Raw genomic sequence first — 15,126 nt, 5'->3', positions numbered from 1 at the left:
CACTAGGCTTGGTGCATGTCCTCCATTTCCGGGTCTTCATCTCCATCAGACCGTTACCAGGCGGCAGCCCAGCGGGCAGCTGAGTCAAAAACTTACCTTGGCGCATTCGCCCGCTCCTTGGACTTTGAACTGGACGACTTCCAACGGGAAGCGTGCAGGTCGCTCCAAGAGGGCCGCGGCGTTTTGGTGGCAGCCCCCACGGGTGCCGGAAAAACGATCGTTGGCGAGTTCGCGATCTATCTGGCCCTGGAACGGGGACTCAAAGCGTTTTACACGACGCCCATCAAGGCGTTGAGCAACCAGAAGTACTCGGAACTGGCGGCAAAATACGGCCCGGCCAACGTTGGCTTGCTGACAGGCGACACCACCATCAACGGCGAAGCGCCTGTGGTGGTGATGACCACCGAGGTTCTTCGGAACATGTTGTATGCCGATTCTGAGACCCTGGGCGATCTGGGCTTTGTGGTGATGGACGAAGTCCACTACCTGGCAGATCGCTTCCGCGGAGCCGTGTGGGAAGAAGTCATCATCCATTTGCCCAGCGAGGTGCAAGTTGCCTCGCTGAGTGCAACGGTGTCCAACGCCGAAGAATTCGGCGCCTGGCTGGACACTGTGCGGGGCGATACTGATGTCATCGTCTCTGAGCACCGTCCCGTGCCACTATGGCAGCACGTCATGGTAGGCCGGGAAATTGTGGATCTCTTTGCCGGCGACACCACCTTCGACGAAATTGCACCCCAGGCCCCGGGAGCACAGGAAACCGAGGTTCCTGACCTCACCGAGTCAGAAGAGGTCCTGGCGGAGCCTTCCAGCACTGATCGACGCATCTCAGCCAAGCGATCGTCGGCGAACACGGCGCGGCAGGCAGTTACCGGCCCCGAATTCGAGGTTAACCCGGACCTGCTGGCCATGGCCCGCTCGGAGAGCCGGATGAACATGAATGGCCGGTTTGGGCACGGTGGCCGGAGCCGACGGCGGCAGGACCGTTACCGCGATGAACGGCAACAGTCCGAGCAGCGCAGTCCTGTCCGGAAAGCAAGCCGCCCCCAGGTTATTGAGAGCCTGAGGCGCCAGGATCTCTTGCCTGCCATCACGTTCATTTTCTCCAGGGCCGGCTGTGACGCTGCTGTAGCACAGTGCGCAGCCTCGGGACTGTGGCTGACCACCGAGCAGGAACAGCAGATTATTGCCCAGCGCGTGGATGAGGCCAGCCACGAAATTCCTGCGGATGACCTCGATGTCCTCGGATTCTGGGGTTGGCGGGACGGACTCATCAGGGGCTTCGCCGCCCACCATGCGGGCATGCTCCCCACCTTCAAGGAAGTGGTGGAAAAACTCTTTGCCGATGGCTTGGTCAAGGCTGTCTTTGCCACGGAAACACTGGCCTTGGGCGTCAACATGCCCGCACGCTGTGTGGTGCTGGAAAAGCTGGAAAAGTTCAATGGTGAAGCGCACGTCAACATCACTGCGGGGGAGTACACCCAGCTCACCGGTCGCGCCGGCCGCCGCGGAATCGACGTCGAAGGCCATGCCGTGGTGCTGTGGCAGCCTGGGACAGATCCCGCCGCCGTAGCCGGGCTTGCCTCCCGACGCACCTACCCCTTGAACTCCAGTTTCCGGCCTACGTACAACATGAGCATCAACCTGATTGCCCAGTTCGGACGGGTCCGGGCCCGTGAAATCCTTGAATCTTCATTCGCGCAGTTCCAAGCTGACCGCTCCGTAGTGGGCCTTGCCCGGCAGGTCCGTGGGCGTGAGGAGTCCCTGGCTGGCTACGCCAAATCCATGCAGTGCCATTTGGGCGATTTCACAGAGTACGGGAAACTCCGACGTGAACTCAGCGATGCCGAGAACTTTGCCGCCCGCGACCACCAACGCGCCCGGAAGTCGCATGTTGCGGATTCCCTCACACGGTTGATCCCCGGCGATGTGATCAACATTTACAGCGGCCGGCTGGCAGGACATGCCGTGGTGCTGGAGGTGGACCGCAACGCCCGGGAACCGCGGCCCTCGGTGCTCACCTCTGACAACCAGCTGCGACGCATCGGCGTCCATGACCTCGATGGTCCGGTGTCACCGGTAACGCGTATCCGCATTCCGAAGTCCTTCAACGCCAAGGTTCCCAAAGCACGCCGGGACCTCGCATCCTCCATGCGGCACGCCATTAGCGAAGATGCTCCCCATAGCCGGAACAACAGCAGGCACGAAGACTTCGGCCTCGGGGCCCGCCTGCCGGATCAGGAAAAGAAGATCGCGGACCTTCGGCGTGCGCTGCGGGCCCATCCTTGCCATGGCTGCAGCGAACGCGAGGACCATGCGCGGTGGTCGGAGCGTTGGTGGAAGCTGCGCAGGGAGACCGACGGCCTGGTCCGGCAAATTCAAAGCAGGACCAACACCATTGCCAAGACGTTCGACCGCGTCTGCGATGTTCTTTCGGTTTACGGCTACCTGGAAACCGACGACGCCGGACACGTCACCATCAGCGCCGACGGGCAACGGCTTCGCCGGATCTACGGGGAGAAGGACCTGCTCATTTCCCAGACTGTGCGGCGCGGCGCCATCAACGATCTTGATGCCGCTGAATTGGCCTCGCTGGCGAGCACCTTGGTGTATCAAGCAAAACGGGAAGACCGGGGGTTGCGGCCCAAGATGCCTTCCGTTTCCCTGGAATCGGCCGTAGACATCGTGATCCGCGAGTGGTCACAACTCGAAGATACCGAGGAACGCAACAGGTTGCCTTTGACCGGCGAACCGGAGCTGGGACTCGTGTGGCCCATGTACAAGTGGGCCAGGGGGCGCCACCTTCAGGACGTGCTGAGCGGAACCGACCTCGCGGCCGGGGACTTTGTTCGGTGGGCCAAACAAGTGGTTGACCTCCTCGACCAGCTGGCCAAGATCCCGCAACTGGACGCACGTTTGGTGCGTGTGTGCCGGGAATCCATTGATTTGGTCCGTCGCGGCGTGGTGGCTTACTCCACCGTGGCTTAGGCCGTCCCTTCACAGATACATAGTTTTCAACGCTCAGGAGCACAACGCATGAACCAGCCAGGCGCGCAAGCCGGCCCGGACCGCACCACCCCAGACCGCAAGGTCACGATGTACCGCAATGGTTCGATCTATACCGCGGCAGATCCTTTTGCCACGGCCATGGTGGTGGACGGCGATACCGTAGCCTGGGTTGGCTCCGAGCAGGCAGCCTCCTCCATAGCCGACTCCTCCATGGAAATCATCGACCTCAAGGGAGCCCTCCTGGCCCCGGGCTTCGTCGACTCTCATGCGCACCTGACTGAGACGGGCCTTGCCCTGTCCGGGCTGCAGCTCGCCGGGGTACGTTCGGCCAAGGAGTTGCTCGACGCCGTTGCCTCCGCCGGTGGCACTGGCACAGTTTTGGGCCACGGTTGGGATGAAACGATGTGGAATGATCCCACGCTCCCTACCTTGGAAGAGATCGAAAGGGCAGGTGCCGGACGGCACGTCTACGTTTCACGCATCGACGTCCATTCGGCCCTCGTCTCACCCTCGCTTGCCGCGGAAGCAGGGTTGAACAACCTCGACGGATTTTCCGGGGAAGCCCGCGTGGTCCGGGCAGCACATACGGCCGCCCGGTTGACTGCCCGGAATTTCAACGAACCCGAACGGCGAAGCTACCAGGCGTCGGCCCTGCAGGAGGCCGCGTCCCACGGCTACGTTGCCATCGCCGAGATGTCCGCACCACACATTTGCGGTCCTGAGGACCTGAGGATGGCCACGGCCTGGAACGAGCACCCGTACACGCCAGAAGTTCTACCGTACTGGGGCGAGCTCGCCACCTCCCAGGAGCACGCACAAGCCATTCTGGACGGCCTGGGCACCAAAGTCCTGGGCCTTGCTGGTGACCTCAACATAGACGGCTCGATCGGGTCCCGAACGGCCGCCCTCATGGACGACTACTCCGATGCACAGGGCCAACGCGGCAGTTTGTACCTGTCGGTTGACGACGCCGCCAAACATCTTGTTGCCACGTCCCTGCTGGGAGCCCAGGCTGGCTTCCACGTCATAGGCGACGCAGGCTTGGCCGCCGTGCTGGACGCCTTTGACGCAGCAGCCACCGAGGTGGGGGAGCAACGTATCCAGGCAGCCGGCCATCGCCTTGAGCACGTGGAAATGGCTGACCAGTCCGCCATCGATCGCCTGGCCAAGTACTCCGTCTCGGTCAGTGTTCAGCCTGGCTTCGACGCCGCGTGGGGTGCGGCAGGTGGTCTTTACGAACAGCGTTTGGGTGGCCGCAGCCAGGCAATGAACCCCTTCGCCTCCTTCTACGCGAGCGGCGTGCCGATAGCCTTCGGAAGCGACAGCCCGGTAACGCCTCTCCGCCCGTGGTCGAGTGTGCGGGCCTGCTTGGAGCACAGCAACCCGGAACAACGGATATCAGCTCGTGCGGCGTTCCTGGGGCACACGCGTGCGGGGTGGCGGGCCACCAGGCACCGCAATCCCCTGATGGGGCAATTGGTCCCGGGGGCTCCAGCAAGTTTCGCTGTGTGGGAGGTGGACGAACTAATGGTGCAGGTAGCTGATAGCCGGGTGCAGTCCTGGAGCACGGATCCCCGTGCGAGGACGCCACTTTTGCCGGCCCTTGACACTGGCAGCGACCCCCGTTGCCTGCAGACGGTACGCGAGGGACACGAGCTGTTCGCTCACGAATCACTGAGGGTCTAATGTAAACGGCGGCGAGTCATGCCTTGTGACTGCCGCCACAGCCGCCAAATGCTTCCCTGCCGTCGTCCTATAATGGAGAGTTGCGCCAGAATGCCAGCCGCCAGGCTGCTCCGGCACACTGACCGCTCCATCAAGGAAAGGCCTCTTCTTGCGTGTCCTGACGATCATTCCCACTTACAACGAGCTGGAATCGCTCCCCGTTACCTTGGGACGGCTGCGCGCAGCAGTGCCGCACTCCGATGTCCTGGTGGTGGACGACAACAGTCCAGACGGCACGGGAAAGCTGGCCGACGACTTCGCCGCAGAGGACAGCCAAGTACATGTCCTTCACCGCAAAGGCAAGGAAGGCCTCGGAGCTGCCTACATCGCAGGTTTCAAGTGGGGGCTGGCGGCAGGCTATGACGTCCTGGTGGAAATGGACGCCGACGGTTCTCACAAGCCGGAACAGTTGCCGCTCCTCCTTGATGCAGTAGAGGCCGGGGCAGATCTCGCCATGGGCTCCCGCTGGGTTCCAGGTGGCAGCGTGGTCAACTGGCCGCTGTACCGCCAGGCGATTTCCCGCATCGGCAGCACCTACGCCCGCATCATGCTGGGCGTCAAGATCAAGGACGTCACCGGGGGCTACCGCGCCTTCCGCCGCAGCACGCTGGAGGCTTTGAACCTGGACGAGGTGGAATCGGTTGGCTACGGCTTCCAGGTTGACCTGGCGTGGCGCGTGGCCAAGCTTGGGCTCCGCATCGAAGAGCGCCCCATCACGTTCGTCGAGCGCGAGCTCGGGGCATCCAAGATGAGCGGCAACATTGTGGTTGAGGCCATGATCAACGTCACCAAGTGGGGACTCGCGGCGCGGTGGGCCAAGCTCACCCGCAAGTCACCGGCAGCAGCCAAATAACTCGACGCCTTCAGCGCAACTTCCCGCGTTCAGCACACAGAAAGGCCGGGTCCGGTTCCCAAGAGGGAAACCAGACCCGGCCTTTTCGCTAAGACGATGCCAGTCTGTACGTCGACGGCCGACTACGCGGAGCGGCGCTCCCCGCGGCGCTCACGCAGGATGTTCAGACGATCCTCAAGGATCTGTTCCAGCTCGGGAAGGCTGCGGCGTTCCAAGAGCATGTCCCAGTGCGTGCGGACGGCCTTCTCGTTGGCATCCACGGGACGCTCGCCGTCAACCAGCAGCGCTTCCTTGCCAGTCTTGGATACCCAAACGGGGGGAATTTCGGCTTCTGAGGAGAAGGTCACGAAGACCTGCTCGCCATCCTCGCAACGGTACTCGACCCGCTGGCGCGGTGCCGGTTCAACGCCGGATTCTGTTTCCATGCTTTGGGCGCCAAGACGCATACCCCGCAGGCTGCGATCGCTCATGATTACTCCCTCTGTCTGTTCGCGGAGCAGGAACCCCGCGCTAGCCGTAAGCCGTTTTCACGATCCTTACGGACTACTTCTGCACACCTTGCATCACTAATTGCAACGCCTGGCCAAGCTTTAATGTTCCATCCTCGCTGAACCAGCCGGACAAATATCCCATTATACGCGGATACCCGCCTACTACTCAAAAGAAGGAACAAACAACGAGCGGCCAGCCTGGATGGCTGACCGCTCGGAGGCTCTGTGCACTGCTTTATTCAGCGGGCCGTGGCTGGTGGGGTGTTCCCGCCGGCTCGGACGACTTGGTCTCTTCCGGGCCGCCGAAGAGGCCAGCGGGGGAGTCCCCGTTGTTACCTCCGAGCGCGCCGCCGATGCCTTTAAGTGCCTCGCCGACTTCGCTGGGAATGATCCAGAGCTTGTTTGAGCTTCCCTCTGCGATCTTGGGGAGGGTTTGCAAGTACTGGTACGCCAGGAGCTTTTGGTCCGGGTTGCCCTTGTGGATGGCATCGAAGACCTTCTGAATGGCTTGGGCTTCACCGTCTGCCCTCAAAATGGCCGCCTTGGCGTCACCCTCAGCTGCCAGGATGGCGGCTTGACGCTGGCCTTCAGCGGTGAGGATCTGCGACTGCTTGGTACCCTCAGCGGTCAGGATGGCCGCACGGCGATCCCGCTCTGCGCGCATCTGCTTCTCCATGGAGTCCTGAATGGAGTGGGGCGGATCAATCGCCTTCAACTCCACTCGGGACACGCGGATTCCCCAACGACCCGTCGCTTCGTCAAGAACGCCGCGCAGCTGGCCGTTGATCTGGTCACGGGATGTCAGGGCTTCTTCAAGATTGAGCCCACCCACCACGTTGCGAAGCGTGGTGGTGGTCAACTGCTCCACGGCCTGAATGTAGTTGGCGATCTCGTAGGTTGCGGCCCGGGGATCAGTAACTTGGAAGTAGACAACGGTGTCAATCGAGACCACCAGGTTGTCCTCGGTAATGACCGGCTGAGGCGGGAACGACACCACTTGTTCGCGCAGGTCGAGCAACGGCAGGAGCCTGTCGACGAACGGGATCAGGATGGTTAGTCCCGGGTTGAGTGTCCGCTGGTACTTGCCCAGGCGTTCAACGACGCCGGCACGTGCCTGCGGGATGATCCTCACCGAACGGACCAACACGATGATGACAAAAATGACGAGAACAATCAGCACAATTGCTGCTGCTGTTCCTCCTAAGCCGTCCATACATCTCCTTCATTCCCCAATTGCGTGGTTTGATGCGGCTGAACGCGGGCAGGCTGCCCGCACCGGCAACCGCTGAAATTCAAGGCGCGCCTTAGCGCGGGCTGTTCTCGGCAGGCGAGGCTACAACCGCCGTCGCCCCATCGATTCTGGTGACCTGGACTGTTGCGCCGGCGTCGAGAACACCGGCCGTGCTGCGGGCGCTCCACACGTCGCCGCCGATCTTGACCAGCCCACTGGTACCGCTCACGGCTTCAATGACGAGGGCGGACTGACCGATAAGCCGGTCTATATTGCTGCGCTGTTCCGCTGGCCCCTTATGCAGGTGCTTCATGGCGACAGGGCGGACAAAGACGATCATCAGGAGGGAGACCACGGAGAAAATGACGATTTGGAGCCAGAAATCGGCCCCGGCAAAGTCAGCGATCAGTCCGGCCAGGGCTCCACCGCCCAGCATGATGAAGAAGAGGTCGAGAGTAAGCATCTCCACCACTGCGAACGCGAGGAAGACCGTGAGCCAGAGTGCCCACCAATTTTCGCCGAGCCATTCGAACATCTTTTCCCCCTTGGTCCCGGATCCCGCGAGCGGGATCACAGTCACTGTTCTTCCATCCTAGCCCGACGTTCCGTCCCACGTCAGGACACAGCGAATTCGCTGATCCGGAACTTCGCGGTGGCAGCCACTGAACCTTCCAGCGTGGCCAACTCCTCCAACTCTTTACGCTGCAGGTGGTGTCCGGCCGGGCCCATGTAGGCGAGGTCGGCAACCTCCGAGCCCGTCAACGTCAGGGGAAGGTCAAGGCTCTGGCTTGTGCCGGAGTCGAAGTATTCCCGCATCGAGTCCACCAGCCGGTCTTCTTTGCCCTCTTCAATGCCGAGCATGCCTGTCCGGGCCGCGATCTCGGCAAGATGGCCCGGACCGGGTGTCACAACGATCAACGATCCGCCGGGTCGAAGTACCCGGGCGAACTCGGCGGGGTTTCGCGGGGCGAAGACTACTGTGACCACATCTGCGGTGTTATCGGCCATCGGCAGCGGGCGCCATATGTCCCATACGAGGTTGGCGGCCTGCGGGTTGAGCCGGGCGGCGCGCCTTAGCGCGAATTTGGAGATGTCCACGCCGATTCCCGTTGCCCCGGATCTCTCAAGGACCGCCTGCAGGTAGTGGCCTGTGCCGGTTCCGGCGTCGAGAACCAGGGCGTTGGGGCGCTGAAGTGATCCTGCAGCTGCGTCTGCAACGGCGCGGGCGAGGGCGGAGTAATGCCCGGCGTCCAGGAACCTGTAACGGGCGGCCACCATGTCTGCCGAGTCTGCTTCGAAGACCGTACCTTTGCCCGTCAACAGGTTGAAGTAGCCCTGTCTGGCGGCGTCGAACAGGTGCCCGGCCTCACAGACAAGTGTCTGCTGCCGGCTTTCCCTGAGCCGAAGCGCCCCTTGGCAAACAGGACAACGGAGGGCAGCAACGGCATCGGACAACATGGCTCCAATCCTACGGCGGACGGAGTGTCTGGTGACGGGTGATGAACTGCCGGGCTAGGCTCACCATCGTGAAACCCGAGCAATTGCACCTGCTGAACTCCGTGTCCGCCCCGGCAATCCACCCCGATGGCACTAAGGCGGTGGTTTCCGTCACCAGACCGGATTTTGATGCTGACAGCTATGTGGGTCAGTTGTGGAGCATCCCTATGGATACCACCAAGTATTCCCGACGCATCACCCGCGGATTCAGGGATAGTTCCCCGGCGTTCTCTCCCGATGGCCTGGTTCTTGCCTTCCTGAGGACCGATCAGGACGGTAAGCCGCAACTGTTCGTCGTGGAAGCCGCGGGCGGCGAGCCGCAACGGCTCACCGATCAGCACGCCGGCGTGGGTGGGTTCGTGTGGGCGCCTGATTCCCACCGCATCGCGTTCCAGGCCCGCGTACCGGAACAGGGTCGCTACAGCACGGTGGACGGCGTCACGTCCGGGGGAGAAGACGCCCGGATGGTCACCGGCAACCAGTACAGGATGAACGGCCTCGGTTATACCGCTGACCAGCGCCAGCAGTTGTTTGTCCTTGAGGTGCCTGAACTGGGTGGTGAGCCGGCAGTCGCTCCTCGCGGGAGGGCCGCCCACGAACAACCCACACGCCCTGTTGCGGGAATCCCCGCTGCACGGCAGGTCACGTTTGGAGACTCCGACCATGAGTCACCCTGCTTTTCGGCTGACAGCGCGCACCTCTTCTTCTGCGCAGCACTCCATGAAGGACACGACGACGACCTCGTCACCTCCCTGTACCGTGTCGATGCCAGCGGCGGCCAGCCAACCGCCGTCGAACCTTCCAGCAGAAAGCCGCAAACCGTCACTTCTGTGCGGGCCTCCACGGATGGCCGCTGGCTCTTCTATGTCGCCCAGGATCTGGGTGACACCGGCAGGGACTTCGTGGCCCGAAATTCCGTTCTCTACGCCATGCCCATTGGCGGTGGAGAGGCCACGGCATTGACCGACGTCGAGCATCTGGACGTCTCCGGACCACTCGAGCCCAGCGGTCCTGCCAGCGTTCTGGTGCTGAACTCGGCGCTGGGAAGCGTGGAACTGCTCGATGTCACGGCTGGTGGCGAGATCACACCCTTGGTTCATGGGGCCAAGGTTGTTAGCGGCGCCACGGTGGCTGCCAATGGGGAAATTGCCGTGAGTTTCTCCGACGCCTCCACGGCGGGGGACGTCGCCTCCCTTGAACACGGCGAGATCCGCCTCCTCACGGACTTCTCCGCCCCTTTGCGCAACAACACCCGGGTCACGGAACCCCTGGATTTCGAGGCCGAATCCGCTGATGGGCATCCGGTGCACGGTTGGGTGGTTTTCCCTGACGGGCCTGGCCCCCACCCCGTTCTTCTCTCCATCCATGGCGGCCCCTTCGCCCAGTACACGGGTGCTTTCTTCGACGAAGCACAGGTTTATGCCGCTGCCGGATACGCAGTCCTCATGTGTAACCCACGCGGTTCATCCGGTTACGGACAAGCCCACGGACGCGCCATCAAGGAACGCATGGGCACGCTCGACATGCAGGACGTGCTGGCGTTCCTGGACTCAGCGTTGGATTCCTTTGGTGCCTTGGATGAAAACCGTCTGGGAATCATGGGTGGCTCCTACGGTGGCTACCTGACTGCGTGGACCATTGCCCACCATCATCGGTTTAAGGGCGCCATTGTGGAGCGTGGCTTCCTGGACCCCGTCAGCTTTGCAGGTTCGGCTGACATCGGGTGGTTCTTCGGCACCGAGTACACCGGAGGAACACCGGAGCAGATGGCCGCCCAAAGTCCCATGGCAGTAGTCTCCAGCGTCGAAACACCCACCTTGGTGATTCACAGCGAGAACGATCTTCGGTGTCCGATTGAACAGGGTCAGCGCTACTACGCGCACCTGAAGGCGCAGGGCGTGGACACCTCCTTGTTGATCTTCCCCGGGGAGGATCATGAGTTGTCGCGGTCCGGCACGCCACATCACCGCAGGCAGCGCTTTGAGCACATCCTCCGCTGGTGGGCACGGTACCTTCCCTCGGACGTCAATCGTCTGGAGGACTAACGGTCCTGCCGGTTGAACTACCCTGATTCGGCGTCAGCGAAGGAAGCCAAGAGCCCGGCGGGCCTCGTCGATCTCCGGAGCGGACCAGCGGGCCGAGTGCTCAGCATTGCTGGACAATGAGCGCAGTTCGGCCCGGTCCAGGTACAGGACGCCATGGAGGTGGTCCGTTTCGTGCTGCACAATGCGGGCCTGCCATCCTGAGAACCAGGCTTCCGTGGGCTCGCCCGCAGGACTGGTGTAGCGCAACTCCACGTTCCGGTGGCGCGTCACTACCGCCTGGTACCCACTGACGGAGAGGCACCCTTCAAAGAACGAGGCGGTCTCTGTTCCGAGCGGGCGGTACTGCGGGTTGATCACAGCGAAAAATTCCAACTGTTCCCTGTGACGCACCGCAGCTGACTCCGGATCCACCGGGTATTTGTCCTCCAGAACAGCCAGTTGCAAAGGGATGCCTAGTTGGGGAGCGGCCAGGCCGACTCCCGGGGCGTCATGCATGACATCTCTCATCCGTTCTATGAAAGCCGTCAACTCAGCGTCGTCAACCTGACCGTCGTAAGGCGCTGCAAGCTGACGCAACACCGGGTGCCCGGCCTGCACAATGGGCGGCAGCTCGTCCGCATCCAGCAGCCGGCGAACAGCATCACGTATGCGGATCGGGTTGTAGTCCGTAGCAGGGCTCGTGGCCTCCGGATGAGGTTGGTGCGTCATACAGTGAGCCTAACGCGCCATCAGGCATCCCCGGGTGTGGGCTAGGCTCGATGAATGATCGATTCCACCCCCCTGGATTGTGTACTTGGGTTTGTTCGAACGGTTGAAGCCGGCGGCGGAGCTGCTGAAATACGGCCCTTCCTCGCAGACGATTTCAAGCTCACGGAATGGCCGCACGCTTTGTCCAAAACAGGCTCAACCCGGGATCTTGCCGAGACCCTGGCCGGCGCCGACCATAGCAAGGACATCGTCTCTGATCAGCGCTTTGACGTGGTCCGCACAACGAGCCAGGACAACCGCGTGGTGCTGGAAATGAACTGGTCCGCCACCTTGCTGCTTGACCTTCCGTACTGGGACCGCGGCGATACCATCAGAGCCAGGAGCACGGCGGTCTTCGAACTGCGGGACGGACTGATCATCAGCCAGGACACCTACGACTGCTACTACACCACCCCCGAGTAGCCAACCCGGATCGACCGGTGCGCCGGAACCAGTTAACGCATGGTGAAGCGGCGCTCCACCAACCCGGAAATTGCCGGTACTCCCAACGCGCTTGCGAAAACCGCGTTCCTGGCTGACATGGCGGGAGGGGGGAGAGGTCTTCCCAGAGCCATGTTGAGTCCAGCCTGACGCGAAGCGCGCTGCGCCGCCTTTATGCGGGACTTCTCGAAACCCGCCAGATCCGGCCCCACGTCGGCACCCCGGAACGAAGCATCGATGATCGGGGCCAGCGCCGCAGCATCCAACCAGCCAAGGTTCATGCCCTGCCCTCCGATGGGGCTGATTTCGTGGGCTGCGTCCCCTAGCAGCACCACCCTGCCGTGAACCATGCGGTGAGCCACCCGCGACCGTACTTCGAAAGCGCTCAGCATCGAGTTGCCGGGGACATCGAGCACCTCACCGGTCCTGGCCAGCACCAGGTGGGCCAGCTTGTCCGCCGTAGGGTCCTCTTCCGGCGCACCCAGCCTCACCACCCATCGCCGGATAGCTCCCGGCAGGGGAAAGGACTCCACGATTCCGCCGGGTTCCAAATACAAGACAGCGTCGGAGCCGTGGCCGGTGCTATCCGGAAAGTCGCCCATGATGTAGCTGTCCGGATAACTCCGGTCCGGCAGATCCGGCAGATAATGCCTGCGGATGGCCGAGTGCGCTCCGTCGGCAGCCACCACCAACCGGCTGCTGAACTCCTGAACGCCTGCGGCACAATTCGCGACGGTGCGCACGCGACCCAGGTTTTCCACGACCTCCTGAACGTCTGCACCCCGGACGATGGCATCTGCGTCTAAATTCTGCACAGCCAGCTCCAAGGCTTCCTCCGTGACCGGCTGAGGGACAGCCAGGATGAAGGGAAAGCCGGTGTCGCCGTCGAACGCCAGCTCGGCCACCGGGCGCCTCCGGCTGTAAGCGACGCCCCTCTTGATACGGACGCCCGCAGTTATCAGGGGATCGGCAACTCCCGCACGCGCCAGCGCTGCCAGTGCCGGTGGGTGGATTCCGATGGCGCGCGAACGGCTGCTCCTGCAGCTCCGGCGCTCCAGGATTCGGACCTGATGCCCCCGCTGAAGCAACAGCACGCCCATGAACAGGCCTACTGGCCCCGCGCCAACAATGACGACGTCAGGCATCATTCTCCCGAATGTCATGAACGAGCAGATGGTGCCACGGCCCGTTTCTTTCCACCGACCATGAGACCGGAACAGCCGCGGTCAGCTCCGCAGCGGTATAACTGCGCCTGATGGACGTCAACCCATCCCCACAAATGTACGAGCCCACGCCCAACGGCCAGAAGCCTGCCAGGAACAACAGGTACGCGATGTTGCTGCGGTTGAGGTCGTTATGGAGGCACAGGCCCTGGCTCAGCGACTCGGAATCACGGAGGACAGCTGCCAGTTGCCCGGGATCGAGGTGGTGAAGGATGTGGTTGGAAATGACGACGTCGAACTTCCGGCCCTCAGGTACGAGCTCGGAGCTGTGCGCTTTCCGGTAAACAACACCTTCTACGGGAGGCGCTTGGGATGCGAAGGCGAATGCTCTCTCATCCGGATCGATCGCCGTCACAGAGAGACGGAATCCATCCTTTCGCGCCCACCCCACGAGGCTCCGTGCCACATCACCGCTGCCACATCCAATGTCCAACACTGACACCGCACTGTTCGCAGCCAGCAACGGGCGGAGTCGTTGCCGATACGTCCCGTGCCATCCAGACAACAACCCGTTAACCACAGGAAAGCGCGCGTAGGTCCTGTGGAGGCGTTTGAGGTCGCAGTCGGCCCTGTCCATCTCCTCAACAGCATGTACATCCCTCGAGTGGAGGGACCCCCATGGAGTCACAGAGCAGGGGAGACCAGCGTGAAGAGTCCCGTTTCCACCGTCAGGCCCGGGCCGAATGCCATGGAACAGATCCGTTCCTCCTGCTCAGTTGCCCCCTTCTCCAGCATGTACTTGAGGACGAACAGCACGGTGGCGCTGCTCATGTTTCCATATTCCCTCAGTGTCTCCCGGGCCGGCACCAACTGCTCTTGCGTCAGTTCCAACTTGGACTCCACCTTGTCCAGGATGCTTCGGCCGCCGGGGTGTATGGCCCAGTGTGTAATGTCGCTATAGGGCAGGCCCGCCAAGGACGGTTCCTTGGCGAGCAGCGGCTCCAACGCACCGGTGATGTGCTCTTCAATAATGTGGGGAACATACGATCCCAGCACCATTTCGAATCCTTCGTCCCCGATGTTCCACGCCATGGCTTCCTCGCCCACCGGCGTCAGGACGGTCTCAAAGTGATCGAGCCTGATGGCCGGCTCCGGCCCTTGCAGCTCCCGGCCGCTCACCACCGCGGCTGCCGCGCCGTCACCGAAGATCGCCGAGCCCATGATCGTATCGGGGTCGTTCGATGTCCTGACGTGCAGGGAGCACAGCTCAACACAGATCACCAGGACAACCGCGGTGGGGTCGGCGACGCAGAACTGCTTGGCAGCCTTGAGGGCGGGAAAGGCCGCGTAGCAGCCCATGAATCCGAGGTGATACCGCTGTACGGCGGGATTAAGGCCCAAGGCCCTGACCACTTTATAGTCCGGGCCGGGGTTGAAGAATCCCGTGCAGGACACCGTGATGACGTGCGTAATGTCATCCAGATCTATCCCGGGGGCCTGGGCTACTGCAGCTTTGCCTGCTTCGACGAATAACTTGGTGGCTTCGGTCGCAAAAATCTCATTCCTGACCTTGGTGCTGGGACTCAGGACCCGGTTGGTTTCAGGGTCAAAGAACCGGGGATTTTCCGAATGGGAGTCAAGGCTGAGCTCGGCCACGGCGGTGTATCGGGTGTCGATGGCTGCTGAGTCGAAGCAGGTACTGACCAGTCGGGTTCCCAGCCGCGTGAGTCCTGGCTGTGATGCGAAGACGTCCCGGGCTTGCTGCTGGACAAGGATTGTTTGCGGAACTGCGGTTTCAAGTGACCTCATGTATACCGGCATGCTTCATTCTTAGCGAGTAAAGCTTGGAAGACAATGGCAGAATCGAAGCTACTGGCCGAGGTTGGCCAGGTGAACCAGGCGACGCCGGCGGGGGACTGTTGGG

The 15,126-nt window shown here is 62.2% G+C and carries 13 protein-coding genes; 5 read left to right on the top strand and 8 right to left on the bottom strand.

All coding sequences use genetic code 11. From position 1 onward, the window contains the following. The first annotated feature begins 15 nt into the window (after positions 1-15). From CQ020_RS10110 to CQ020_RS10100, 3 genes are all read left to right on the top strand, one after another. Positions 16-2,988, top strand: coding sequence for an RNA helicase (locus CQ020_RS10110; protein WP_105691726.1), 2,973 nt, complete (start codon positions 16-18; stop codon positions 2,986-2,988). Between the two features lie 48 nt (positions 2,989-3,036). Further along, positions 3,037-4,695: an amidohydrolase gene (locus CQ020_RS10105; protein WP_105691725.1), complete on the top strand. Its 1,659-nt coding sequence runs from the start codon at positions 3,037-3,039 to the stop codon at positions 4,693-4,695. Positions 4,696-4,843: 148 nt separating this feature from the next. Continuing rightward, entirely contained in the window at positions 4,844-5,587 is a 744-nt protein-coding gene (locus tag CQ020_RS10100) for a polyprenol monophosphomannose synthase (protein ID WP_105691724.1), read from the top strand. A 122-nt stretch (positions 5,588-5,709) separates the two neighbouring features. Here the strand turns inward: CQ020_RS10100 and CQ020_RS10095 are convergent, their stop codons facing one another. From CQ020_RS10095 to CQ020_RS10080, 4 genes are all read right to left on the bottom strand, one after another. Continuing rightward, on the bottom strand, positions 5,710-6,057 hold the full coding sequence (locus tag CQ020_RS10095) for an RNA polymerase-binding protein RbpA (protein ID WP_011774875.1): 348 nt from the start codon (positions 6,055-6,057) through the stop codon (positions 5,710-5,712). Positions 6,058-6,313: 256 nt separating this feature from the next. Further along, positions 6,314-7,291 carry an SPFH domain-containing protein gene (locus CQ020_RS10090; protein WP_105691723.1) on the bottom strand — a complete coding sequence of 326 codons (978 nt, stop codon included), beginning with the start codon at positions 7,289-7,291 and terminating at the stop codon, positions 6,314-6,316. A 91-nt stretch (positions 7,292-7,382) separates the two neighbouring features. After that, positions 7,383-7,844 (bottom strand): NfeD family protein, encoded by a 462-nt coding sequence (locus CQ020_RS10085; RefSeq protein ID WP_105691804.1) that lies wholly within the window; start codon positions 7,842-7,844, stop codon positions 7,383-7,385. An 80-nt stretch (positions 7,845-7,924) separates the two neighbouring features. Beyond that, entirely contained in the window at positions 7,925-8,767 is an 843-nt protein-coding gene (locus CQ020_RS10080; protein WP_105691722.1) for a methyltransferase domain-containing protein, read from the bottom strand. Positions 8,768-8,835: 68 nt separating this feature from the next. Here CQ020_RS10080 and CQ020_RS10075 point away from each other — a divergent pair, with 68 nt between their 5' ends. Continuing rightward, positions 8,836-10,851 (top strand): S9 family peptidase, encoded by a 2,016-nt coding sequence (locus tag CQ020_RS10075; RefSeq protein ID WP_105691803.1) that lies wholly within the window; start codon positions 8,836-8,838, stop codon positions 10,849-10,851. A 33-nt stretch (positions 10,852-10,884) separates the two neighbouring features. Here the strand turns inward: CQ020_RS10075 and CQ020_RS10070 are convergent, their stop codons facing one another. Continuing rightward, positions 10,885-11,559: a peptide deformylase gene (locus tag CQ020_RS10070; protein WP_105691721.1), complete on the bottom strand. Its 675-nt coding sequence runs from the start codon at positions 11,557-11,559 to the stop codon at positions 10,885-10,887. 54 nt (positions 11,560-11,613) lie between these two features. On the opposite strand from CQ020_RS10070, the gene CQ020_RS10065 reads away from it, so the two are divergent. Then, on the top strand, positions 11,614-12,021 hold the full coding sequence (locus tag CQ020_RS10065) for a nuclear transport factor 2 family protein (protein ID WP_024816757.1): 408 nt from the start codon (positions 11,614-11,616) through the stop codon (positions 12,019-12,021). Between the two features lie 32 nt (positions 12,022-12,053). On the opposite strand, the gene CQ020_RS10060 is transcribed toward CQ020_RS10065, so the two are convergent. The 3 genes from CQ020_RS10060 to CQ020_RS10050 are packed head-to-tail and all read right to left on the bottom strand — an operon-like array spanning position 12,054 to position 15,023. After that, positions 12,054-13,184, bottom strand: coding sequence for an NAD(P)/FAD-dependent oxidoreductase (locus CQ020_RS10060; protein ID WP_105691802.1), 1,131 nt, complete (start codon positions 13,182-13,184; stop codon positions 12,054-12,056). Next, positions 13,177-13,890: a class I SAM-dependent methyltransferase gene (locus CQ020_RS10055; protein ID WP_105691720.1), complete on the bottom strand. Its 714-nt coding sequence runs from the start codon at positions 13,888-13,890 to the stop codon at positions 13,177-13,179. The genes CQ020_RS10060 and CQ020_RS10055 overlap by 8 nt, the downstream gene beginning before the upstream one ends. After that, positions 13,887-15,023: a type III polyketide synthase gene (locus CQ020_RS10050; protein ID WP_105691719.1), complete on the bottom strand. Its 1,137-nt coding sequence runs from the start codon at positions 15,021-15,023 to the stop codon at positions 13,887-13,889. Before CQ020_RS10050 ends, CQ020_RS10055 begins: the two co-directional genes overlap by 4 nt. Positions 15,024-15,126 lie beyond the last annotated feature (103 nt).

The organism is Arthrobacter sp. MYb23 (genome assembly GCF_002979775.1).
Taxonomy (GTDB): Bacteria; Actinomycetota; Actinomycetes; order Actinomycetales; family Micrococcaceae; genus Arthrobacter.
Note: the sequence above shows the minus strand (reverse complement) of the source record. Positions and strands in the feature narration are given on the sequence as shown.